Genomic DNA, 21857 nt, shown 5'->3' on the forward strand with positions numbered 1-21857 from the left:
ACTGATGCAACTTCGGTTACGTAAACGTCTGGGCGATCTGCTGGTTGAGGAAGGGATTGTCAAACAGGAGCAGCTGGATCGGGCGTTGGATCAGCAGCAGAGCACCGGGCGTAAGCTCGGAGATACCCTGATCAGTATGGGCTTTCTGAGTGAGCAGCAGTTGCTGTCGTTTTTGTCCCGGCAGCTGGATATTCCCCTGATCGATCTGAACCGGGTATCGGTCGACAGCGAGGCTGTCGGTCTGCTGCCGGAAGTCCATGCCCGGCGTTTGCGGGCATTGGTGATCAGCCATAAGGTCGACACGGTGCGGGTGGCTATGAGTGATCCGGCGGATTTGGCGGCGCAGGAGGCGGTGCTGAATCAGCTCTATCAGTACCGGGTTGAGCTGGTGATCGCCCCGGAACGACAACTGATTTCTGCGTTTGACCGGTATTACCGCCGCACCAAGGAAATTGTCACTTTTGCCGAGCAGCTGAATGCTGAGCATCAGGACAACCGGGACTTCAGCTTTACGGTCGACAATTTCGACAACGAAGAAGTCACCGTCGTCAAACTGATCAACTCTCTGTTTGAAGATGCAATTCAGGTGGGCGCGTCGGATATTCATATCGAACCGGATGCCAGTGTGCTGCGGATTCGCCAGCGGATCGATGGGATACTTCACGAGACCCTGATCAATGAATCGGCGATCGTCTCGGCGCTGGTGTTGCGCCTGAAACTGATGAGCGGGCTGGATATTTCAGAAAAACGTCTGCCGCAGGACGGGCGTTTTCATGTCACAGTGCGCGGCCACTCGGTGGATGTGCGTGTCTCGACGATGCCGGTGCAGTATGGCGAGTCGGTGGTGATGCGTCTGCTTGATCAGTCGGCCGGGATCCTCAGCCTGGATGAAATTGGAATGCCGCCGGAGATTTTGTCTCGTTTTCGCCGCCAGCTGAAACGTCCCCATGGGATGATTCTGGTCACCGGGCCTACCGGATCCGGTAAAACCACCACTTTGTACGGTGCGCTCAGCGAGCTGAACAAACCGGGTAAAAAGCTGATCACTGCGGAAGATCCGGTGGAATATCGCCTGCCGCGGGTGAATCAGGTACAGGTCAATCCCAAGATCGGTCTGACCTTTTCTTCGATCCTGCGAACTTTTCTGCGGCAGGATCCGGACATCATTCTGGTGGGTGAAATGCGGGATCAGGAAACCGTTGAAATTGGTCTGCGTTCCGCTCTGACCGGTCATCTGGTGTTATCGACCCTCCATACCAACGATGCGGTTGACAGTGCATTACGGATGATCGACATGCAAGCACCGGGGTATCTGGTGGCCAGTGCGGTCAGGGCTGTGCTCGCGCAGCGACTGGTCCGTCGGGTCTGCCAGGACTGTGCGGAAGATAGTGAACCGGATGCGGCGCAGCGGCAGTGGCTGAAAGCCCGTTTCCCAGAGTCAGCTGATCAGAATTTCCGGCAAGGCCGGGGCTGCCAGAGCTGTAATCTGACTGGATATAAAGGGCGAATCGGGGTGTTTGAACTGCTGGAAATGACACCGGCGATGATGGATGCCCTGCGGGCCAGTGATACTGTGACCTTTGCCCGGCTCGCACGAACAACTGAAGGTTATCAGCCCCTGATTGAGTCCGCGATGGCGCTGGCCCGGAATGGCAGGACCAGCCTGGAAGAAGTGCTGACGCTGAGCGAAGGAGACTATCTGGCCCCAGAGTTTGATACCTTGCTGGCGTCTGCCCTGGAGCATCATTGATGCCGACATTCGATTACCGGGGACGGAGCAGTCAGGGACAGTTGGAAAAAGGACAGCTGGAAGCTGCGACGGAAGAGGCAGCAGCGGAGCAGCTCATGCGGCAGGGGATCATTCCGCTGGAAATTCGGCGCGGGCACAGCCAGGGAAAACTGAATCTCGGTGAGTTGTTTCAGCGACAGGTTCCTCAGGAAGCGCTGGTGATCCTTTGCCGTCAGTTATACAGCCTGACCAAAGCCGGTGTGCCGTTGCTGCGGGCCATGAAGGGACTGGAACAAAGTACCAGTCATCCCTTATTACGTACCACGCTGGATGCAGTGACAGTCGAGCTGACCAATGGCCGGGCTCTATCGCAGGCGATGAAATTGCATCCGAAAGTCTTTTCTGAGCTGTTTGTTTCCATGATCCACGTGGGGGAAAACACGGGGCGGCTGGAAGATGCCCTGTTACAGCTGGCGCAGTATTACGAGCAGGAACTGGAGACCCGGCGCCGGATCAAGTCGGCGATGCGTTACCCGACGTTTGTGCTGACGGCAATTGTATTGGCGATGATCGTGCTCAATACCAAAGTGATTCCGCAATTTGCCGGCATGTTCAGTCGTTTTGGTGTCGAGCTGCCCTTACCGACCCGGCTTCTGATTGGTACTTCAGATTTTCTGATGAATTACTGGCCCTTGCTGCTGGGCGCTGCGCTGATGAGCTGGATTGGCGTCAAAGCCTGGCGGCAGACCGCAGAAGGCAAAGAAAAATGGGATCGCTGGCGGCTGAAAGTCCCGGTCGTTGGCGACATAGTGAACCGGGCTCAGCTGTCCCGGTTTTCCCGGACTTTTGCATTAATGATCCGGGCTGGTGTCCCCCTGAATCAGGCGCTGCAGTTATCTGCCGAAGCGCTGGAAAATCAGTATCTGGAAAATCGGCTGCTGGAGATGAAAAGCGGCATCGAAGGGGGGAGCAGTATTACGCAGACTGCCATGCAGAGCGGTATTTTTACTCCATTAGTGCTGCAGATGATCGCTGTTGGTGAGGAAACGGGTCAGGTAGACGAATTGCTGCATGAAGTGTCGGATTTTTATGATCGCGAAGTTGATTACGATCTGAAAACCCTGACTGCCCGGATAGAACCATTCCTGCTGGCGGTCGTGGCCGGTATGGTGCTGATCCTGGCATTGGGCATCTTTTTACCGATGTGGAACTTACTGGATTTGGCCCGGAGCGGGCTTTGAGTCCCATCGTTTTCTGCAGAAAGTTGTTCTGGCCATTCAGTAGTAACTTTCTTGTCATTATTTTGGCGGGAAATGGGTGCTAAGTTCACGTAAATCATATGAAAAAACTGAATTATCCCCGTTATTTTTGCTGGTATTTTTTTAGGATAGTGAGAGAATGGTGATGTTTATTTTGACGTCAAATCGTCATGATTTTGGCAATGTATGAATGAGTGTCTGAACAGACAAATAGGTTTCACACTGATAGAGCTGATCATGGTGATCGTTATCGTCAGTATATTGTCTGTGGTTGCCATTCCCCGGTATATCCAGATCGCCAATGAGGCCAGAGTGGCGGCACTGCAAGGCGTCGCTGGCAACTTTTCTGCCGCCGTCATTTCTGCGCGGGTGCAGTGGGAAGCCGATGGAAGGCCCCGTGAACCGTTTCCGGATGGGTTCCTCAATCAGGTTCGTTATGACGGGACGTTGTTTAACCTGACGTCGTCCGACATCAGAGGACGAGCAGGATATCCATTTTCTTTATCCGGGCAGGGAAGTGACCAGTTGTCGGCCGTTTCTGCTCAGGATTGCCTGGATCTGATGGGGGGACTTTTGCAAAGCCCGCCGTCGGCCACGCTGGATGATAAAGCGGCAGTTTCAGGACAATATCAGTATTTCGTCAGAGCTGAGGTAGTCAGCGGTCACCGGCTTTGTCGTTATTACCAGCTGGCTTCGGCCAGTGATTTTTGGACCGGTATGAAATCAATAACCGCCGGCCATTCTTTTATTTACACGCCGGCGTTGGGCCGGATTGATATGAAGATAGAACACAATAATTAGGAGTCAGTAATGAAACGTCAAGGTGGTTTTACCCTGATTGAACTGGTAGTGGTGATCGTGATTCTCGGTATTCTGGCTGTCACTGCGGCACCACGTTTTTTAGATTTACAGGATGATGCGCGGAATTCGGCCTTGCAGGGGTTGAAGGGCGCGATGGATGGGGCTGCTGGAATTGTTTACGGTAAGGCTGCGATCCGCGGGAATGAGGCGTCCTCGACAGAGGTTGCTGTTGACGGCGTGCAAACCATTTTTGGTTATCCGACTGCAGCAACAGACGGTATCGGTGCCGCGTTTGAGTCAGCGGATTGGATTGTTGCGCCAGCCAGTGTGACTGGCGGGGCTGCGTTACCAACCGGAAAGATTGGTTATACGTTCTCTGGCCGAACGACTGATGGCTGTTACGTACAATACACTCAGGCAACTTCTGGCGCCGTTGCGACAACACAAGTGGTGACTGGTGACGGTTGCACAATGAATTAAGATTTTCTGGCTGATGAGTATGAGCCAAATGCGTTGAGCTTGAGGGGCGGACTCCTGCCCCTTTTTTCTTTTTTACAGGGCGTCTCGGGTGACAGCATGGCGTGCCAATACCGCGCTGGCCGGCAATGCGGCTTTACGTTGATTGAGCTGATTCTGGTGATCATACTGCTGGGCATCCTCGGTATGACAGCCGCTTCACGCCTGATTGGCCGCAGCAGCTTCGATGCCTATCTGACCCGCGATCAGGCTGTCAGCCTGGCACGCCAGATCCAGCTCAGAGCCATGAGCAACAATACACCTCAGGGGACACAGGATCCTTGCCTGTCACTCATCGTGCAACCCGATCGCTTTGGTCCCGCGACTTGTGCTGATACCACTTATTCCGGCCGTGCACTGACGACCCAGGAAGATGGCGTGACGGTTTCCGGGACAACTCAGGGCGAAATCCGTTTTGATCTGCTGGGTCGGCCATATCAGTCAGACAGCAGCGGCAATAAAATTCAGCTTTGCGCCAGCATTTGCAAAATCACTTTTACCTCCCGCAATGCGCAGTCTGCGTCGCTCTGTATCAACCGTGAGGGCTATATCCATGCCTGCTCGTAATACGGCCGGAAGGCAACACGGTTTTACGCTGATTGAAGGGATCTTGGCGATTGTGATCATGGCGATGGCGCTGGTCATGCTGGTCAGCTTTTTATTCCCACAGGCCGAAGAATCGGCAGTTCCGCATTATCAGGCCCGGGCCGCAGCAATCGGGCAGGCCGCGATGAATGAAATTCTGGCACGAAAGTTCGACGAACAATCGGACCCGTTTAATGACAGCGTGATTCGTTGTGGAGAAGCCGGCTACACCTGCACCCCCCCGGCTTTGCTGGGAGGAGATGGCAGCGAACTGATCAGCAACCTGCTCAATGTCGGTGCGGCCGATGATGTGGATGACTTTACCGGATGCTGGGGGACTTCCGCTCAGTGTGCGGGCAGCGGCCTGAACCGCCTCGGCAACCTGCAGGATCTGGTCAAGGTTTCCGTGGCGGATGAGAGTGATTACCGCAATATCTGGCTGGAAGTGCAGGTCGGTTATGAACTTGATGCTTTTGATGGCGCATCGACAACAGTTACGGCTCAAAAACGCATTCGTGTGCTGGTGAAAACCACGCGATACGGAGACTATCTTTTCACTGCGTTCAGGAGTAATTACTGATGCGCCCGATGCGCGGATTTACGCTGATAGAGATGATCATGGCGATGGTGGTGCTGGCATTTATCACGCTGGGCATCGGAACCTATCTTCAGCTTGGCGCGCAGGGGTATACCGACACCATTCACCGTGAAAGGCTTCAGGCGGAGGCCCGTTTTGTGATTGAGCGGCTGACGCGTGAAATCCGTCACGCGGCCCCGAACAGCCTCAGTTTCAGCAAGGGTTGCCTGTCTTTTTATCCGGTCTATCTGGTTGCTGCTTATCGCAGTGAGCCGGATATGTCTGGGCTGCACGTTCTGGTGCCGCCCGATGCGCAGCAGATTGCGTTGTGGAATCGGGAACTGAAAGACTACCGGGCGGCGGCAGGCTTTACCGGTGCAGGGGAATATCAGGCTGCGGATGACGACAGTATGGTGATCACCGGCACCAGCAAGCAACCGACACTTGCCGATCCCACAGCCACGCTCCAGCTTTCACAATGGCTGGGAGACCGTTCTCCCGGGAAGCGCCTGTATCTGTTTTCACGGCGGGTGGCTTTCTGTCAGGAAGGTGAGCGTCTGATCCGCCGGGTGAATCAGGGGGCGGGTGAGGAACTGACCGATAAGCTGAATCGTTTTGATGTGGCGCTATCCGGCAGTGAACTCAACAGCAACGGGCTGATCCATCTGGAGATGACATTTGCCGACCCGGTCAGCCGGGAGTCCTCGGAATACAGTCAGAGTGTACAGGTGATCAATGTCTTATAGCAGGCGGAACTCTCCCAGACGGCAACAGGGCAGCGCACTGGTGGTTGCGATTTTCGTGATTGTGGTGATGGCTGCCATTGCCGCGGCCATGTTGCGGGTTAGTGGTTCCAGCCAAGACATGACAACCCGTGAGGTCCTGTCGACTCGCGCCTGGCTGACAGCACACTCTGCGAATGAAGTGATCATGAACCGGCTGTTTCCTGTGGCGGGCAGCGGTTCGTCGCTGACGGTTTGCGACAGCCTCAATCCGGCGACCGGGGCTCCTTATCGTTTTGCTCCGTCCGGGAATGGCGGGTGCGGCGCAACAGTGACGTGTGAGTCATCAACGAACGAGTCAGTGAATACTTACTATTTGGTCAGCGAGGCAAGCTGTGGCAGTGGTCCCCATACGGTTACCCGGACGCAGGTACTTTGGGCAAAGGATTTGGCACATGAGTAATGGTTGGCAATGGATGATGTTTACCTTACTGCTGTTTTGTCAGCAGGCCTGGGCGTCGGCTGAGCAGTGTAATGATATCCGGACCGACAGCAGGTTTAATGTGGCTTATCAGATTCATAATGCCCAGTTGAAAGAAACCATTTATGCGACCAAGAAGAACGACACGCGGCCTTTGGCACTCTGGAGTAATGATGCGTCCATCTCGCCAATTATCTCAGATACAGAGACGGTGGCTGGCGGTGACTATTACATCTGGCTGGAATATGAGCAGCTTGGGAATAAGCAAGGACGGCTGACTTACTATCTGTATGAATCGGGGTCTGTCCCGGTGGTGTGGCGAGCGGTGACAACAGTCTTTGCCGATTTATCTCCAATCAAGAGTGTTCCGATCAAGGTGGACGGGGTTGCGGTTGAGGGCATGTCCTGCACCATTGATGATTCCGCGCCAGATTTACCTGTTTCCCCCGATGTGTGTGAACTTTTCCCAGGACCGGCGCAGACCTGGGTCGGAAATCAGAATCATTTGTTCACTTCCGATGCCGGCACGCAAATCACTCATACGGACAATCACAGCGTTGGTTTCAGTAATGCCATTATTGACACGGATTACCCAGCCCCATACTCGCCCGGGGATAATGTTAAAGCACTGTGTGACGGAGTGATTTGTGCCCTGAATGGCAAGATGGCCCAGAAACGAAATCTGGCCTGGACGACAACGGGCACTACTGAGGTGAGGGATAAAGTCGTCATCGGGAGTGAGCGTGCGGTTCCCGGCACTTATTATGCGTCTTCTTTGGGTTCTCCTTATTTCGGCCTGTCGGTTGAGCCGTTTGGCAATTTGACTTTTCCGGCCGGAGAATACTGGTTAGACAGTGCGGATGTCCGTGGCACCATGACCATTGAAGGTGAGGTCGTATTGCATGTCTGGGACCGGTTCAGTGTCGCAGGGCAGGTGAATACAACCAGCCCGAGTGACAATCTGACCATCTATGCCTACAACCAAGGGCAAGACTGTCCGTTGCCGGGCCATCATCCGGATGGTCCGCCGGCAGTCAACATCAATTACTCCGTCGATATCAATTCCGCAGGCTTGTTCAACGGCAGGATTTATGCGCAGGGACCTGTCGCGTTGTCGAATCAGACGGGCTTAATCGGTGCGGTGACAGCCTGTCAGTTGCAGATGAGTAACAGTGCCCGGATTGTCGGGAACAGCCAGTGCTTTCAACCGCCGGAGACGAATTACCAGCTCATTGTCAGCCCGTCCCGGGCATTGAGTCTGATGTGTGAGCGTCAGCTGGTGGAATTTCAGGTGCTGGATAAAACCGGTGCGCTGGCAACAGGTTTTCAGGGCAGTATAGATGTGACTACAAACCTGACTGTCAGCGGGCAGGCAAGCTGGTATGAACAGGCCAGCGACGGTACAGGACAAGATGTCAGCCAAAGCCAGCGCTTTGCTGTGGTGAACGGGATCACCCGGCTCTGGCTGAAAAGTGAAGTGATTGAAACCATTCAGGTGAGTGGCCGTCTGGTTTCGGATGGTTATCCGACAGCGAATGGTCAGTACAGTTTTGTTCCTTTCAGACTGCAGCTTCAGGATCAGGCCCTGAAAATGGTGGCCGGGAAGCCTGAGTCTGTTGCGGTGTCGGCCATGAGCTGCGATGCCAGCCAGAGCACACCGGAAGTCGCGAAAGATTACAGCGGCGATCGCCTGCTCAATATGAGCACCGCTTACACCCTGCCGGACAACGGGACGAAGGCGATCGAACTGAAAGACAAGGCGGGGGACTGGCAGACATCTCGTGTAACGCTGACGTTTGCAGAAGGCGTGGCGAGTACTTTTCTCCGTTATCTCGATGCCGGGCAGGCACAATTGAAGCTGGTAGATCCGAACTGTACCAAATCCGGAGGATGCAGCATTCGTGGTGACGGACAGCCGCTGGATGATCTGGCACTCGGCGACTGGACGCAACTGGAAGGGACGCAGACCGTGTGGGCCCGTCCATATACTTTTGCACTGTGCGGAATTACCGCCAGCAACGGCAAGACGGATTTTTCCGGTACTGCCAGCAGCGGCCCCGGTTTTTCTGCGGCAGGGGAAAGTTTTTCCGCGATCCTGAAACCTGTGATCTGGACCGATGAAATGGCAGCCCCCGTACAGGATTTATCCGGAGATGGTCGCCATGATGTCGAAACAACAGTGTACGCCCGCGCTGACTGGTGTCGCGTGGCAACCACACCGAATTATTACTCTGTTGCATCTGTGAGTGCGCCGTTTGCGCTGTCAATTCCGGCCAAACCGGCTTCACCGGATGAGCCGGATGCTGCGGGAGGGATACTTGGCGGAACGCTGAGCGGGAAGTTTACCGCAGCGCAGGCTGCTCAAGGTCTCACCCTCAGTCACCTGAACTGGAGTGAAGTCGGCAGTGTGTGGCTTCAGGCGGATGCAGATTATCTGGGCATGACGGTGGATCAGGGCGTTGGGGAAATCGGACGCTTTTATCCGCATCATTTCGTGATCAAAGACAGCCTGGTCCTGGATGCCAACGGTGACCGCTTTACCTACATGGAACAGCCTTTCTCGGTTGAGGCCACGATAGAAGCACAGAATAAGCAAAGCGGTGCCACACAAAATTACGGCAACTTTGCCGGGCAATATCAGGAAGCTGTGTTGCTGCGAGCCGTCAATGACGATGCTTCTGGATCGGCGGCGAATGAGCTGACGGAGAGATTATCGGAGCACACGGTCTATCAGAGCTGGTCAAAGGCATTCCAGGCGATTCGTGCAGACAGCATTACTTTTCTGCGTGTTGTCAGCAGTGTCAGTCCGAGAGTGACACTGCCAGACGGGCCTTATCCGGTCAGTCTGGGACTGGTTGTGCGAGACAGGACAGATTGCGGTTCGAATGGTTGTACCGATTTTCAGACAAAATCGCAGGAAATCCGTGTTCTGGATGGTGTCACGCCGGAGAGGGCTGCAGCACTGAATGGGGACATTCATGCGCGTTATGGTCGGATGCGGCTCGAAGACAGCGTCGGTCGGGAAGGTGAAAACGTCAATATACCGGTGATTCTGGAATACTGGTCGCAAGGTCAGTTTGTCACGAATGGGGATGATTCATTTTCTCGCTTTGACGGACAGCATGCTTTCCGGCAGGGCCTCACGAATCCAGAGAGTCCGGCAATCACGGTTTCTGGCGGGGAAAAGACGGTTGTCAGTGGATCCTCACAATCTGGTGATCTGTATGCCACCGGCACCGCTGTCAGGGAGCAAGTCCGCTTCTGGCAAAAACTGGTGTCAGATATCCCGGCACCGATAGCCGGCGAAAATGAAATCAAAGATTCTGCTGCTGGCACACAGGTTGGGGCTGTGCCTCAGCGCTGGCTGCTGTACGATTGGCGCGGCCTCGGGGACGAAAACCCGTCAGCGGTCGTGACTTTCGGACTTTATCGCGGCAATGATCGCATCATTTACCGCGGTGAAATGAATATCAATCAGGCCCTGAATGAATAGGGAAGTGTGGGCTTACATCGTTTCTAACCGCAGTTCGCTGCCGGAAAAGCAAACACAAAAGGCTGACAACTCCTAAAAATGAGGATCTGTGGCAGGTTTGACAAAGCTTATCTTGTCTCGCTACCGACCCCTTGATACATTTAGGCGCAATTTTTACGAATTTTGAGCTTGCAGGATTAGCCGAAAACTATGTTTAAAAAACTTCGTGGCATGTTTTCTAATGACCTGTCTATTGACCTGGGTACTGCCAATACCCTGATTTATGTCAAAGGACAGGGGATCGTTCTCGATGAACCATCAGTGGTCGCCATTCGCCAGGATCGCGCCGGAGCAACCAAGAGTGTCGCGGCCGTTGGCCACGAAGCCAAACAGATGCTTGGTCGTACGCCGGGCAATATCGCGGCAATTCGTCCGATGAAAGACGGTGTGATCGCCGACTTTTACGTCACAGAGAAGATGCTTCAGCACTTTATCAAGCAAGTTCACGACAATAGTGTTTTGCGTCCGAGTCCGCGTGTACTGGTCGCCGTTCCTTGCGGTTCAACGCAGGTTGAACGTCGTGCTATCCGTGAATCTGCACAGGGTGCGGGTGCCCGTGAAGTTTACCTGATCGACGAGCCGATGGCGGCAGCGATCGGTGCGGGTCTGCCTGTTTCTGAAGCGACAGGTTCGATGGTGATCGATATCGGTGGTGGTACGACTGAAGTTGCAGTGATCTCCCTGAACGGTGTGGTTTATTCGTCTTCTGTGCGTATCGGTGGTGACCGTTTCGACGAAGCGATTATCAACTATGTTCGCCGTAACTACGGCAGCCTGATCGGTGAAGCAACCGCTGAACGTATTAAGCACGAAATCGGTTCTGCATATCCGGGTGATGAAGTTCGTGAAATCGAAGTTCGAGGTCGTAACCTGGCTGAAGGTGTGCCACGCAGCTTCACCCTGAACTCGAATGAAATTCTGGAAGCGCTGCAAGAGCCGCTGACCGGTATTGTCTCTGCAGTCATGGTAGCCCTGGAGCAGTGTCCGCCAGAATTGGCTTCTGATATCTCTGAGCGTGGTATGGTTCTGACCGGCGGTGGTGCACTGCTGCGTGATCTGGACCGTCTGCTGACGGAAGAAACCGGTATTCCTGTTGTTGTTGCTGAAGACCCACTGACCTGTGTTGCTCGTGGGGGCGGTAAAGCGCTGGAAATGATCGATATGCATGGTGGCGATCTATTCAGCGAAGACTAATGTCTACCCCGGCAAATATCCAGACAGGTCATAGTGTTACATGAAACCTATCTTTGGCAGAGGTCCTTCTCTGCAATGGCGCCTGTTTCTTGCCTTGTTACTGTCGGTCGGCCTGATGTTTGCCGACCGTCGTCTTGATGCTTTCGCTCAGGTTCGTTATGTCCTGAACTCGGCGGTTGCGCCACTGCAATACGCTGCAAATCTTCCTCGCGAAATTCTGGACGGACTTTCCAGTCAGCTGAGCTCTCATCAGCGGTTACTGGCAGAAAACAAAGCGCTTAAGCGTGATTTACTGGTGCTGCAGAGCGATGTGCTTTTGCTGGACCAGCTGCAACAGGAAAACCAGCGACTCCGTGAACTGCTGGGTTCGCCTTTCGTGCGTGATGAACGCAAGATGGTGGCCGAAGTCATGGCCGTCGACTCCGATCCGTACAGTCATCAGGTGATGATCGATAAAGGCCATGTCGATGGGGTTTATGAAGGTCAGCCTGTGATTAACGACAAAGGGATTGTGGGTCAGGTGTCTTATGTCGGTGCCCATAACAGCCGGGTACTGCTGTTGATTGACCCGACGCATGCGATCCCGGTGCAGGTGGTGCGGAACGACATTCGTGTGATTGCTTCCGGCAGCGGTGAACAGGACCAGATTCAGCTGGAACATGTGCCAAGCAGCACCGATATTAAGGTCGGCGATCTGTTGGTGACTTCTGGTCTGGGCGGTCGTTATCCTGAAGGTTATCCGGTTGCACGGGTCACTGAGTTCTCGTTCGACAATAAACGGCCTTTTGCACAAATTAAAGCGATGCCGACCGTGCAGTTCGACCGATTGCGCTATCTGCTGCTGGTCTGGCCGACCGACAGAGAAAGACAAGTCATAACCAAAGGAGAATCGGTCGATGGCTAATACTCGAGCCAATGGCATTCTGCTGATTTGGCTGTCGTTTGTGGTTGCGCTGATTTTACAGGCAGCCCCGTGGCCGGGACAGTTTGAGGCCTTCCGGCCTTCCTGGGTGATGCTGGTGGCATTTTACTGGGTGCTGGCCCTGCCGCATCGGGTCAATGTGGGGACCGCGCTGGTGCTGGGGCTGATCTGGGATTTGCTGCTCGGCTCAACCCTGGGAATCCGCGGCATGATGATGTCCGTGGTGTGCTATATTGTCGCGCTGAATTTTCAGGTGATGCGTAACCTGTCATTGTGGCAACAGGCGATGATCGTGGCTTTGTTATCACTGGCGGGCAAACTGGTCGAATTCTGGGCGGAATATCTGATCGTCGAAATCGAGTTCGATCCAAATCGGCTGTGGGCTGTGTTACTTAATTTCCTGCTCTGGCCGTGGCTGTTTCTGTTTTTGCGCCGTATTCGCCGTAAGTTTTCAATTCGTTAAGGGGCTTTCGCCCCTTTTTTGACAGTGCCGTTTGAGGCTGACCTGAAAGTGCCCTCAGGGTTCTGTCGTATTTCAAGGTAGAATCAAGATGACACAACTGTATCTGGCATCCGGCTCACCACGTCGTAAAGAATTACTGTCCCAACTCGGATATCCTTTCGAGATTCTTTCCCTGGATGTGGAAGAGTGCCATCAGGCCGGGGAAACGCCGGCAGAATATGTGCAGCGCCTGTCACTGGATAAAGCGATGGCCGGTGTCCGTGCTACCGATGGAAATATCCCGGTCGTCGGCTCAGACACGATCGTGGTTGTTGATGAGCAGATTCTTGAAAAACCGAGGGATTTTGCGCACAGCCACGAGATGCTCATGTTATTATCCGGACGAAGTCATCAGGTCATGACAGCGGTGTCTGTCGCGACGCAGACACGCCAGGTCACCAGACTTGTGGTGACTGAGGTCTGGTTCCGGCCACTGACCGAGCAGGATATCCGGGATTACTGGCAAAGCGGTGAACCCCGGGATAAAGCCGGCAGTTATGCCATTCAGGGGATTGGCGGGAAATTTATTCCCCGTATCGAAGGAAGCTACCATGCTGTAGTTGGCCTGCCGTTGGTGGAAACTGATGCGCTGATCCGTGATTTTATAGCCCACTAAAATAAAGACAGAGGCATCCATGAGTACCGAGCTGCTGATCAATGTGACACCCAGTGAAACCCGTGTGGCCATGATCGAGGGGGGAAACCTCCAGGAAATCCATATTGAGCGTGAATCGAAGCGTGGCATTGTCGGTAATATTTACAAAGGCAAGGTCAGCCGGGTTCTCCCGGGCATGCAGGCCGCTTTTGTGGATATCGGTCTGGATAAAGCCGCGTTTTTACATGCATCCGATATTGTGCCGCATACTGAGTGTGTCGCGGAAAATGAAAAACAGCAGTTTCAGGTGCGGGATATTTCAGAGCTGGTCCGTCAGGGGCAGGATCTGGTGGTGCAGGTAGTGAAAGATCCGCTGGGGACTAAAGGTGCCCGGCTGACCACAGATGTCACTCTGCCGTCACGCTATCTGGTGTTTATGCCGGGAGCCAGCCATGTCGGTGTCTCACAGCGAATTGAAAGTGAAACTGAACGTGAGCGGCTCAAAGCGCTGGTCATGCCGCATTGTGACGAGTTGGGCGGATTTATCATCCGGACTGCGGCAGAGGGTGCGACGACTGAAGAAATGGCTCAGGATGCGGCATTCCTGAAACATTTGTGGCGAAAAGTACTGGAACGTCGCAGAAAGTATAAAAGTAAGTCCATGCTGTACGGCGAACTGGGATTAGCCCAGCGTATATTGCGGGATTTTGTCGGGACGGAGCTGGACTCCATTTATGTCGATTCCCGCCTCGCTTTTGAAAATTTGATGGAATTTACCGACGAGTTCGTGCCAGAAATCAGCAGTAAGCTGGTGCATTACACTGGCGAGCAGCCCATTTTTGATTTGTACGATACCGAGAATGAAATTCAGCGCGCACTGGATCGTAAGGTTGAGCTGAAATCAGGTGGATATCTGATCATTGATCAGACGGAAGCCATGACCACGATCGATATTAATACCGGTGCATTTGTTGGTCGCCGTAATCTGGAAGAAACGATCTTCAACACCAACATCGAGGCGACCAAAGCCATTGCCCGTCAGCTGCGTTTGCGAAATTTAGGGGGCATTATCATTATCGATTTCATTGATATGGCCTCGGAAGAACATCGCCGCAGGGTACTGACTGCACTGGAGCACGCCCTGTCTTATGACAGAGTGAAAACCAATATTAATGGCTTTACGCAACTGGGGCTGGTTGAAATGACCCGGAAGCGTACCCGGGAAAGTATTGAACATGTACTGTGCGGGACTTGTCCAACTTGTGAAGGTCGCGGCACGGTGAAAACGGTCGACAGTGTCTGCTATGAGATCCTGCGTGAAATTACCCGGGTAAACCGGGCGTATGATGCCGACCGTTTTGTGGTTTATGTCTCGCCTGCTGTGGCCGAAACCCTGGCCGGAGAGGAATACCATGCGCTGGCCGAACTGGAAGTCTTTATCGGCAAACAGGTCGAAGTGAAAATTGAGCCTTTGTATAACCAAGAACAATTTGATGTTGTCATGATGTAACCCCTGATTCGAGAGTGGAAATGCTGTGCTGATAAAATTGACCCGCGTCCTGAAGTGGACGTTGCTGACACTGCTGGTCATCGGCGCGGTGCTGATTACATCTCTGCGTCTGCTGCTGCCTCAGCTGAACAATTACCGTGCGCCGATCACTGCCTGGCTTTCTGAGGAAACCAGCCTGCAGATCGGGGTCGCACAGGTGGAAGGGCGCTGGCATAACCTCGGTCCGGTCATGGCATTGCATGGTGTTCGTCTGGGCCAGAACAGCCACGACATGATCCAGGCCCGGGAAATCGATCTGGAACTCGACCTGTGGCAATCCCTCCTCAATCTGAAACCTGTGTTCCGGGACGTGCAAATCTACGGCCTGTCTCTGGATTTCACACAATTACCTGCCAGTAACGACGCCACGGATGGTGCCAGACAACTGGATCTGGCCCGGATTGAACAGGTGCTGTTCGTACAGCTGGGGACATTTTCACTCCGTGATGTAACGCTGGTGGTGACCTCCCCGGCAGGCCATCGTCAACCCGTGACGCTGAAAGAGCTGAAGTGGGACCGGCGGGGCGGGATGCATCTGGCTGAAGGTGTCGTCAGTATTCCGGGGACGGACCTGAATCAGCTGAATGTCGTTGCAAACCTGTCTGCAAAAAATGGCTTGCCCAGTTTGTCCGGTACCGTCTATGTCCGGACCCGAAACCTTTCTTTCACCCCCTGGCTCAATCAGGCCATTCTGGGCGGGGAGAAGATCACGGACAGCCAGATTAATACTGAAGTCTGGCTGACACTGGAGAATGGCCGGCTGAGTCACAGTAAGGTTCGCTTCCAGGACTCTTTTGTCCGCTGGCAGGAAAAAGGTGTGAAGCACGAACTGGCTCTGCTGCGCGGCATGCTGTCCCTTTCACCGGTCACACAAAATGGTGCGCCGGGATGGCGGCTGGACAGCCATAAGCTGGTGCTGGCAACGGATGAGAAGGCCTGGCCGCGTCTGGATTTTTCTGCCCAATGGCTGGCTGCGAACGGGCATGGGCAGGCATTGGCTGCGGACTTGCCGTTGACGGACACCATTCGTCAGGGAAGCTGGCAACTGGCGGTCAGCAACATTGAGCTGGCGCGGCTGCACCCGCTGAGTACTTTATTACCCGATGAAAATGCGGCCCGTCAGGCGATTCAGACACTTCAGCCAGCCGGTTTGTTGAAAGATCTGCGCTTTGCCGGTCAGGGGCTGGTAGTTCCGCGTTTTTCCCTGACGCTGGACAGTGTCTCCAACAAGCAATGGATGTACCTGCCGGCTTTTCAAAACCTGAATGCGACTGTGGCGGGTGATGCGCATCAGGGACAAATCATGCTGGATGTCGCTCAGCAAACGCTGGATTACGATAAAGTATTCCAGGCGCCGATGAAGATCGATCAGGTGGATGTGCGGGCTTTCTGGCAGCAGGATGAACAGGGCTGGCGGATCTGGAGCGACGCACTCTCGGTCAGTACCCCGCACCTGAAGGCCAGCGGGCAGTTCAGACTGGATTTTCCGGCCAATGCTCCTTCCTGGCTGTCATTTTACGGGGAAACAGAACTGAAAGATGCCGGGGCTGCCTGGCGTTATCTGCCCAGACCAGCTCTGGGTCAGCAACTGACGGATTATCTGTCTGCGGCGATCCGCGGCGGTCAGTCTGAGCATGCTCAGTTATTGTGGTACGGCGATCTGCCGGCTTTTCCTTACGCACATCATGACGGTAATTTTGAGGTTCATGTGCCGCTTCAGGCGGGGCGGTTCAGTTTTGACACGGCATGGCCGGAACTGACGGATTTGGATCTGGATCTGGTGTTTCGCAATGATCGGATGCTGATCGATGCGCGTCATGCCAAAACCAAAGGCGCAATTGCACAGCGGGTGACCGGGGATGCCTGGCTTCACCCCGATGGTCATCTCAAGCTGGATATGGAAGTGGGCGCACAGGGAGAGCTGGTGCGCGACTACATGATGGCGACCCCGCTGGTTGACTCCGTCGGCGCTGCATTGACAGCTGTGCAGGTCGAAGGCCCGGTCAATGCCCGGTTGTTGCTGGATATTCCGTTCAGCGGTGAGCTGGTGCACGCGAAAGGGGAAGCGATACTGGATAATAACGACGTGACGATTGAGAGTCTGGCGTTACCGCTGTCGCAGGTTAAAGGAAAAATTGAGTTCAGCGACGATCAGATCACAGCTCAGAACATGACGGCTTACTGGCTGGGTCAGCCGCTGACGGTGAGTTTTGATGGTGCCAGCGCGGCATCGGGGTATCAGGTCAGTGTCGACCTGGATGGCGTGTGGCAGTTCCCGTCTCTGCAACAACGGTTACAGGATCCTTTGCTCGCCCAAATGACGGGCAACAGCCGGTGGCACGGCAACGTGGGTGTGGTGCTGCACGATACCGGGCTGGATTATCAGGTTTCGATACAGGCGCCTCTGAAAGGGATTCGCAGTCAGCTACCGTATCCGCTCACACTGGTGCCCGGTAATTCGGGCAAAGCTTTGCTGACCGCTGCGGGCAATAGCTCACGACTGGAAGCCAGCCTGACGGTCCCGGATGCACAATATAAAGCCGAGATCCTTCTGTCACCGACGCCGAAAATAGTGCGCAGCGGACTGAGTATCGGATTGTCTGAACGTCGCAGCTTGCCGAAGAAAGGCCATGACATCCGGATTCAGGCTAACCGTGTGGATGCGGATGCCTGGGAAGCTCTGGTTCAGGCTATCATGGCCAAAAAGCAGCATCAGTCCGGACCTGCGCTGATCGAACTGCCTGTACCGACCCGGGTGAATGCCCGTATTCAGCAACTGAAACTGGCGGGGCTGAACTGGCACGATCTGGAACTGGCGGTGCGTAAACAGCCGTCCCAGTGGCATGCGGTGTTAGGCAGCCGGGAAGTGAGTGGTGAACTGTTCTGGCCGGATAAACAGCCACTGAAGATTAACCTTGAGCAGTTCCATCTGAATCTGCCGGAAGGAAAAAAACCGTTGGAGCCAATTGCTTCCAAACGTAAATATGTGCCGCAAGTCAGTATCCCGCCGGTCACTGACTTTGACCGGAGCATGATGACTTTTCTGCCGGAAATGGATGTGAAGGTGAAAGATCTGTGGTTGCAGGGCTATCGCCTGGGGGCGCTGAGCGGGCGTCTGCGCCGTGAGGATCAGACGCTGATTCTGGAGGAGCTGCAGCTGGATTCGGGGACCACGTCGCTGAGTCTGGATGGCCACTGGACCATGAGTCAGTATCAGAATGAAACTCAGATTGCTTTTGATATTTCCGGTGAAGACAGTTCTGAACTGATGGGACGTTTAGGCGTTTCCGGCGGTATTCAGGATGCCAGCTTTAAGAGTTATGCCTCTATTCAGTGGCAGGGTGCGCCCTGGTCCATGCACCGTGAAACCCTGACCGGTGAACTCAAAACAGAAACCGGGAAAGGGGTGATCCGGGATGTGGGCGGTGCCGGGCGGATTCTGGGGCTGTTCAGTCTGGACTCGATTATTCGTAAGATGCAGCTCGATTTCACTGGCGTGTTTGATGATGGCATGGCTTTTGACTACATCAAAGGCTCCGGGCGAATTGAAAATGGCCTTTTCCGCACCGATGATGTCGAAATGAAGGCACTGGCCGGGGATATGTATATTCAGGGAAGTGCTAATCTGGTAGATGAAACGGTGAATGCGCGGGTGAAATTTATTCCGGATCTGACTTCAGGGATTCCGGTGCTGACGGCATTTGCCGTGGCGCCTCAGACGGCGATTGTCGTGTTTGCGATTTCGACGGCACTGTCGCCGGTTGTGGACGTCTTTACCCAGATAAACTATGTGGTGAGCGGACCGATTGAGTCACCGACCGTGACCGAGCAGTCCCGCTTTACCGGGGAATTCAAGGTTCCGGAATCGCTGAAACAACAAGCGACCCCTTAAACCGACTGCGAAAGGACATGCCCGACTTTACCTGAAAGGAAAGTTGAGGTCATAATGATAAGAAAATCAATTCATAATGGAGTATGTGATGGCCAAAGTGGGTGTTGTACAGATGAATTCCGGGCCGGATCCTGAGGTGAATCTGGCGCAGTTGAAGAAGAAGCTGAAAGGGTTACAGCTCCAGGGCGCCAAGCTCGTTGTGACCCCGGAAAACTGCCTGGTCTTTGGGACGCGTCAGGATTATGAACGTCATGCGGAGCCTCTGGGCAACGGACCTTTACAATCTGAACTGGCGGCAATCTCGAAGCAGCTGGGGATCTGGCTGCTCATTGGCTCGATGCCGGTTCGTCGCGATGATGGTGCTATGACGACCACAGCGCTGCTGTTCAATGATCAGGGAGAGCTGGAGGCGCATTACGACAAACTGCATATGTTTGATGTGGAGGTGGCCGATCGTCACCACAGCTATCGGGAGTCGGATACCTTCCGGCCGGGTGGTGCGGTCCGGGTTGTGAAAACACCTTTCGGCAACATCGGACTGTCAATCTGTTATGATGTGCGTTTTCCGCAGCTCTACAGTGCGCTGCGGGCTCAGGGCGCAGACATTATCGTTGTCCCCGCGGCCTTCACGAAAGTCACCGGTAAGGCGCACTGGGATATCCTGCTGCGCGCCAGAGCGATCGAAACGCAGTGCTGGATTGTGGCAGCCGCGCAGTGGGGCGAGCATAACCAGGGCCGGGAAACCTGGGGGCACTCCATGATTGTGGATCCCTGGGGACAGGTGGTTGCCTGCCAGGAGCAGGGAACGGGGGTTGTCGCCGCGGAGATCGATCTGGGCCTGAGTGAGCAGATTCGAACCAATATGCCATTGCTGCAACACACCCGATTTCAGGTGCAGCAGTGCAACACAGAAGAGTAAAGGCAATGATGCTGGAAACCGTAGAACAGACCATGCTGGCCCAGTCCGGACTTGAGCGTAAAGATCTCAGCCAGATTCTGGCCCTGATGACCGCCCGTAATGTGGATTATGGCGACATCTATTTTCAGTCCAGCTGGCATGAGTCACTGGTCCTGGAAGACAGCATTATCAAGGATGGTTCATTCAATATTGACCGGGGGGTCGGGGTTCGTGCGGTCTCCGGTGAAAAAACCGGATTTGCCTATTCGGATCAAATCAGCAAGCTGGCTCTGACGCAAAGTGCGAAAGCAGCGCGCGGGATTGCGCGCAGCGGCGGAGAAGGGAAAGTCAAAACACTGGCAGCTTCTCCGGTGCCTGCGGTCTACGCACCGGTCAATCCGCTGGAAAGTATTGAACGGCAGGATAAAATAGCCCTCCTGAAGGAAGTGGATGCTTACATTCGTGCCAAAGAACCACTGGTGAAAGAAGTTTCCGTCAGCATCAACGGTGTCTATGAACAGGTGCTGGTGGCTGCCATTGACGGTACTTACGCCGCAGACATCCGTCCGCTGGTCCGTTTTTCGGTCAGTGTGCTGATCGAAAAAAATGGCAAGCGGGAAAGCGGCAGTGCGGGTGGTGGCGGCCGGTTCGGCTACCAGTACTTTAAAACGGAAACGGATGGTAAATCTGTTGCCCTTCAGTATGCCGATGAAGCCCTGCGTCAGGCATTGATTAATGTAGATGCGGATCCGGCACCTGCCGGAACCATGCCGGTGGTCCTTGGGGCCGGATGGCCTGGTGTATTGCTGCATGAAGCTGTGGGCCATGGCCTGGAAGGCGACTTTAACCGAAAAGGCTCTTCTATGTTCTCCGGTCAGATGGGACAGCAGGTGACCTCCAGCCTGTGTACCATTGTGGATGACGGCACCCTGGCAGATCGCCGGGGCTCTCTGAATATCGATGATGAGGGCACACCGGGTCAGTACAATGTGCTGGTGGAAGGCGGCAAGCTGAAAGGTTACATGCAGGATAAACTGAATGCGCGCCTGATGGGGGTAAACCCAACGGGGAACGGTCGCCGTGAATCCTATGCGCATCTGCCGATGCCACGCATGACCAATACTTATATGCTGCCGGGCGAGCATACCCCGGAAGAAATTATTGCCAGTGTCTCGAAAGGTATTTATGCGCCGAATTTTGGCGGTGGTCAGGTCGATATTACTTCAGGCAAGTTTGTATTCTCCGCGTCTGAAGCGTATTTGATTGAAAACGGTAAAATTACGCGTCCGATTAAAGGCGCGACGCTTATCGGCAGCGGTATCGAAGCCATGCAGAAAGTGTCGATGGTCGGTAATGATCTGGAGATTGACCGCGGGGTTGGCGTCTGCGGCAAAGCGGGTCAGAGTGTTCCGGTTGGTGTCGGCCAGCCGACGCTGAAACTGGAATCGATGACTGTGGGTGGTACACAGTAAATTCTGTAGTATTGCGACCGAAACAAGCATAAAAAATGCCAGCGAAATGCTGGCATTTTTATTCGCAGCAAAGCGTATCGGATACATCAGTCAGTGATGTACAGACCTTTCAGGATCTGGAAGATCTCGCGATAGGCTTTGGCGGGTTTGTTCTGTGCTTTTTCTTTGTTAGCCATGCGAACAAGCTGACGCAGTTGCTGACGATCAGCTTCCGGGTGAGCATCCATCACTTCATTGATGACGCTGTCGCCGTCGTCAATCATGCGATCCCGCAGGGTTTCCAGCTTGTGCAGTTGTGCAGTGACCTGAGCATGTTTGTTGTTCAGTTTATCCAGTGCAGTCTGAATCGGCTCAATGTCTTCATTTCGCATGAGTTTGCCAATCAACTGTAACTGGCGACGATAAGCTTCCTGCTTGAACCGGTGCGCATCTTTAATGGCACGCAGCAGGTCTTCGCTGACCGGTACTTTTGCCAGGGCATTTGGCTTGAGCTTGACCAGCTCTTCGCCCATTTTCTGCAGGGCTTCCATGTCACGTTTCATCTCGGATTTACTGACCCAGATGATTTCCTCTTCCTCTTCCCAGGGGGCTCTCTTGTTTTTACGACTCATAACAGGCTCATGACTGACTT

General features: G+C 54.1%; 18 protein-coding genes. 17 read left to right on the forward strand and 1 reads right to left on the reverse strand.

The annotated features are described in order from the left end of the window. Positions 1–4 precede the first annotated feature (4 nt). The 17 genes from ACYP03_RS17325 to tldD all read left to right on the forward strand — a co-directional run bounded on the left by ACYP03_RS17325 (position 5) and on the right by tldD (position 21226). Entirely contained in the window at positions 5–1750 is a 1746-nt protein-coding gene (locus ACYP03_RS17325) for a GspE/PulE family protein (protein WP_459781294.1), read from the forward strand. Then, complete coding sequence (locus ACYP03_RS17330) at positions 1750–2970, forward strand: type II secretion system F family protein (protein ID WP_459781296.1); 1221 nt, start codon at positions 1750–1752, stop codon at positions 2968–2970. Before ACYP03_RS17325 ends, ACYP03_RS17330 begins: the two co-directional genes overlap by 1 nt. Positions 2971–3174: 204 nt before the next feature. Further along, a complete protein-coding gene (locus tag ACYP03_RS17335) occupies positions 3175–3789 on the forward strand; it encodes a type II secretion system protein (protein ID WP_459781297.1) in 615 nt (204 codons plus the stop codon). Between the two features lie 9 nt (positions 3790–3798). After that, complete coding sequence (locus ACYP03_RS17340; protein ID WP_459781299.1) at positions 3799–4269, forward strand: type II secretion system protein; 471 nt, start codon at positions 3799–3801, stop codon at positions 4267–4269. Positions 4270–4365: 96 nt separating this feature from the next. Further along, the gene (locus ACYP03_RS17345) at positions 4366–4872 is read left to right on the forward strand and encodes a prepilin-type N-terminal cleavage/methylation domain-containing protein (RefSeq protein WP_459781301.1); all 507 of its coding nucleotides are present in this window, start codon (positions 4366–4368) and stop codon (positions 4870–4872) included. Then, the gene (locus tag ACYP03_RS17350; RefSeq protein ID WP_459781302.1) at positions 4859–5470 is read left to right on the forward strand and encodes a type IV pilus modification PilV family protein; all 612 of its coding nucleotides are present in this window, start codon (positions 4859–4861) and stop codon (positions 5468–5470) included. Before ACYP03_RS17345 ends, ACYP03_RS17350 begins: the two co-directional genes overlap by 14 nt. Next, the gene (locus ACYP03_RS17355) at positions 5470–6213 is read left to right on the forward strand and encodes a PilW family protein (RefSeq protein ID WP_459781304.1); all 744 of its coding nucleotides are present in this window, start codon (positions 5470–5472) and stop codon (positions 6211–6213) included. The genes ACYP03_RS17350 and ACYP03_RS17355 overlap by 1 nt, the downstream gene beginning before the upstream one ends. Further along, a complete protein-coding gene (locus ACYP03_RS17360) occupies positions 6203–6652 on the forward strand; it encodes an MSHA biogenesis protein MshP (RefSeq protein WP_459781306.1) in 450 nt (149 codons plus the stop codon). Before ACYP03_RS17355 ends, ACYP03_RS17360 begins: the two co-directional genes overlap by 11 nt. Next, a complete protein-coding gene (locus tag ACYP03_RS17365; RefSeq protein WP_459781308.1) occupies positions 6645–10163 on the forward strand; it encodes a DUF6701 domain-containing protein in 3519 nt (1172 codons plus the stop codon). Before ACYP03_RS17360 ends, ACYP03_RS17365 begins: the two co-directional genes overlap by 8 nt. Positions 10164–10352: 189 nt before the next feature. Further along, entirely contained in the window at positions 10353–11396 is a 1044-nt protein-coding gene (gene mreB / locus ACYP03_RS17370; protein ID WP_036749742.1) for a rod shape-determining protein MreB, read from the forward strand. Between the two features lie 40 nt (positions 11397–11436). After that, positions 11437–12300 carry a rod shape-determining protein MreC gene (gene mreC, locus ACYP03_RS17375; protein ID WP_248143873.1) on the forward strand — a complete coding sequence of 288 codons (864 nt, stop codon included), beginning with the start codon at positions 11437–11439 and terminating at the stop codon, positions 12298–12300. Beyond that, entirely contained in the window at positions 12293–12781 is a 489-nt protein-coding gene (gene mreD / locus ACYP03_RS17380) for a rod shape-determining protein MreD (protein WP_248143874.1), read from the forward strand. Before mreC ends, mreD begins: the two co-directional genes overlap by 8 nt. A gap of 88 nt (positions 12782–12869) precedes the next feature. After that, entirely contained in the window at positions 12870–13436 is a 567-nt protein-coding gene (locus tag ACYP03_RS17385) for a Maf family protein (protein WP_459781311.1), read from the forward strand. A 19-nt stretch (positions 13437–13455) separates the two neighbouring features. Continuing rightward, the gene (gene rng, locus ACYP03_RS17390) at positions 13456–14925 is read left to right on the forward strand and encodes a ribonuclease G (protein ID WP_248143876.1); all 1470 of its coding nucleotides are present in this window, start codon (positions 13456–13458) and stop codon (positions 14923–14925) included. Between the two features lie 25 nt (positions 14926–14950). Next, positions 14951–18856, forward strand: a complete 3906-nt coding sequence (locus ACYP03_RS17395; RefSeq protein ID WP_459781313.1) for a YhdP family protein — start codon at positions 14951–14953, stop codon at positions 18854–18856. An 88-nt stretch (positions 18857–18944) separates the two neighbouring features. After that, positions 18945–19775: a carbon-nitrogen hydrolase family protein gene (locus tag ACYP03_RS17400; RefSeq protein ID WP_248143878.1), complete on the forward strand. Its 831-nt coding sequence runs from the start codon at positions 18945–18947 to the stop codon at positions 19773–19775. A gap of 5 nt (positions 19776–19780) precedes the next feature. After that, a complete protein-coding gene (tldD, locus tag ACYP03_RS17405; RefSeq protein ID WP_459781399.1) occupies positions 19781–21226 on the forward strand; it encodes a metalloprotease TldD in 1446 nt (481 codons plus the stop codon). Between the two features lie 86 nt (positions 21227–21312). Here tldD and yjgA read toward each other — a convergent pair whose 3' ends face one another. Beyond that, on the reverse strand, positions 21313–21837 hold the full coding sequence (yjgA, locus tag ACYP03_RS17410) for a ribosome biogenesis factor YjgA (RefSeq protein WP_248143879.1): 525 nt from the start codon (positions 21835–21837) through the stop codon (positions 21313–21315). Positions 21838–21857: the final 20 nt, after the last annotated feature.

The sequence above is a fragment of the Photobacterium sp. R1 genome (assembly GCF_054600795.1).

Excerpts from the sequence above, each read along its gene's own strand:
- ACYP03_RS17400 (WP_248143878.1), top strand. The coding sequence starts at position 18,945 with ATGGCCAAAGTGGGTGTTGTACAGATGAATTCCGGGCCGGATCCTGAG.
- ACYP03_RS17345 (WP_459781301.1), top strand. The coding sequence starts at position 4,366 with ATGGCGTGCCAATACCGCGCTGGCCGGCAATGCGGCTTTACGTTGATT.
- rng (WP_248143876.1), top strand. The coding sequence starts at position 13,456 with ATGAGTACCGAGCTGCTGATCAATGTGACACCCAGTGAAACCCGTGTG.
- mreB (WP_036749742.1), top strand. The coding sequence starts at position 10,353 with ATGTTTAAAAAACTTCGTGGCATGTTTTCTAATGACCTGTCTATTGAC.
- yjgA (WP_248143879.1), bottom strand. The coding sequence starts at position 21,837 with ATGAGTCGTAAAAACAAGAGAGCCCCCTGGGAAGAGGAAGAGGAAATC.
- mreC (WP_248143873.1), top strand. The coding sequence starts at position 11,437 with ATGAAACCTATCTTTGGCAGAGGTCCTTCTCTGCAATGGCGCCTGTTT.
- ACYP03_RS17340 (WP_459781299.1), top strand. The coding sequence starts at position 3,799 with ATGAAACGTCAAGGTGGTTTTACCCTGATTGAACTGGTAGTGGTGATC.
- ACYP03_RS17330 (WP_459781296.1), top strand. The coding sequence starts at position 1,750 with ATGCCGACATTCGATTACCGGGGACGGAGCAGTCAGGGACAGTTGGAA.
- ACYP03_RS17335 (WP_459781297.1), top strand. The coding sequence starts at position 3,175 with ATGAATGAGTGTCTGAACAGACAAATAGGTTTCACACTGATAGAGCTG.
- ACYP03_RS17365 (WP_459781308.1), top strand. The coding sequence starts at position 6,645 with ATGAGTAATGGTTGGCAATGGATGATGTTTACCTTACTGCTGTTTTGT.
- ACYP03_RS17355 (WP_459781304.1), top strand. The coding sequence starts at position 5,470 with ATGCGCCCGATGCGCGGATTTACGCTGATAGAGATGATCATGGCGATG.
- ACYP03_RS17325 (WP_459781294.1), top strand. The coding sequence starts at position 5 with ATGCAACTTCGGTTACGTAAACGTCTGGGCGATCTGCTGGTTGAGGAA.
- ACYP03_RS17385 (WP_459781311.1), top strand. The coding sequence starts at position 12,870 with ATGACACAACTGTATCTGGCATCCGGCTCACCACGTCGTAAAGAATTA.
- mreD (WP_248143874.1), top strand. The coding sequence starts at position 12,293 with ATGGCTAATACTCGAGCCAATGGCATTCTGCTGATTTGGCTGTCGTTT.
- ACYP03_RS17350 (WP_459781302.1), top strand. The coding sequence starts at position 4,859 with ATGCCTGCTCGTAATACGGCCGGAAGGCAACACGGTTTTACGCTGATT.
- ACYP03_RS17360 (WP_459781306.1), top strand. The coding sequence starts at position 6,203 with ATGTCTTATAGCAGGCGGAACTCTCCCAGACGGCAACAGGGCAGCGCA.
- tldD (WP_459781399.1), top strand. The coding sequence starts at position 19,781 with ATGATGCTGGAAACCGTAGAACAGACCATGCTGGCCCAGTCCGGACTT.